The following is a 1,546-nucleotide window of genomic DNA, read 5'->3' as shown; positions in this document are numbered from 1 at the left end:
ACGGCGAAGGCGATAAGCATATTTCAGAGTACAACATCTACCGTCCGTCTTTAACTATGCTTAGTTTAATGAGTTACAAGCATATTGATTTTGTCGCACAGCGTGACCAATACAGCATCGGCAGTCTACAGCGTTTAATGATTGCAGATGGTGGCGACAGCGTAACGTGTGAGCGAGACTTTGATGCACCATTTCCAACAAATGTTAAAACGGTAGTAGCTGCAATCAAAAACACAGGCGGCGATTTTTTCGACATTGCATCAATGAATCCGACCCAAAAAATAGCTGTCTTTGATTGTGATAACACGGCTAGTTTATTTGCTTATTCATTAACACGCATTAAGGCCACTTGTAGCAGCGATGAGCGTAAGGACTTGGTAGGCGTGGCTTTAGGGTGGTGCGGTAGTTTTAAGCGTTTATGCGTGGCATTGGGTGCGTTTAATAAGCCAAGCCAGCCTACTATCAACGAGTCAATTGTGCAGTGGACGGCTAACTGGATTGTTTTTCATTTGGAGAAATTGCTGTCACGATTAGAGATTAACGGATTAGATGAAGAGATAGGGATTGATGAAGATGTACTGATAGTTATTCACGAGTCAGGCGTTAATGGTATTTCTAGCCGCGATATTGCTAGAAAGAATAGGGCGTTTAGACGATTAGATGCAGTGCAAAAACTTGAACTTTTATCAAGACTTCAAGCCGAGAGCAGAATTATTGAAAAAAAGGAAGGTCAATCAATAAAATACTTTGTTTTTTTTGGCTTAAAAAAGACTTGCACTCCAAAACAAAACTAAGCTAATGTTGAGAGGTCGGCGGAGTCCGACCCTGTAAAAAATAGCTGTCACCACAACCAATATGCTGTCATTATTGGGTGGTGACACCTCTAAACCTACAGCCGCAAGGCTTTGAGCGCGGTGTCACCACTGTCACCACGTCACCACATAAAAAACAATTTATTCTTAAATTGTCGTCTTTTAACAAAAAATACTGTAAAACCTAATATAATGCTCTCTCTCTGTATAAGTAAATATATATTATATATACTGGTGACGGTGACAGTGGTGACAGCGATTTAAAACCCTACAGCCGCAAGGCTTTGAGAGGTTTTAGGTGTCACCGCTTGCTGTCACCACCGTCACCATACAATAAAAACTATTAAAACTTGGTTTTTTATATCTAAAAGTTATTAGGCAAAAACAGGTAAAAACAGCATAATTACAAGGCGGCTAGGGTAGCTCCCGAAAAGTGAGAGTCATTCACTCGCTGCCGCCTCACCTACCGAATGATTGCCACTAATGAAGGCTCAACAATATGAAACTTACACCCAAGCAACAAATTGCTTTTGATACTATTACCGATTGCATAGCCAACAAACAACCCGTGTTATTAACTGGTTTTGCAGGCACAGGAAAAAGTACAACCATCGCCACCGTTATAAAATCGCTGTCTCACAAACTTATCACCATAGCTACGCCAACACACAAAGCGGCTGCCGTGTTATCTGCCATGCTTGAGACAAACGGTATTATCTCGCCCAATGTCAAAG

At 41.3% G+C, this 1,546-nt stretch carries 2 protein-coding genes; both read left to right on the top strand.

What is annotated here, in order from left to right; all coding sequences use genetic code 11:
* On the top strand, positions 1-794 hold a 794-nt coding region (locus Q0212_RS14345; RefSeq protein ID WP_297926726.1), incomplete at its 5' end, for a hypothetical protein.
* Positions 795-1,311: 517 nt separating this feature from the next.
* Positions 1,312-1,546: AAA family ATPase (locus Q0212_RS14340; RefSeq protein ID WP_297926723.1), on the top strand; the 235-nt coding region annotated here is incomplete at its 3' end.

Source organism: uncultured Agitococcus sp. (assembly GCF_937920075.1).
In the GTDB taxonomy this organism is placed as follows: domain Bacteria; phylum Pseudomonadota; class Gammaproteobacteria; order Pseudomonadales; family Moraxellaceae; genus Agitococcus.
This window is presented reverse-complemented; position numbering and strand designations above follow the sequence as displayed.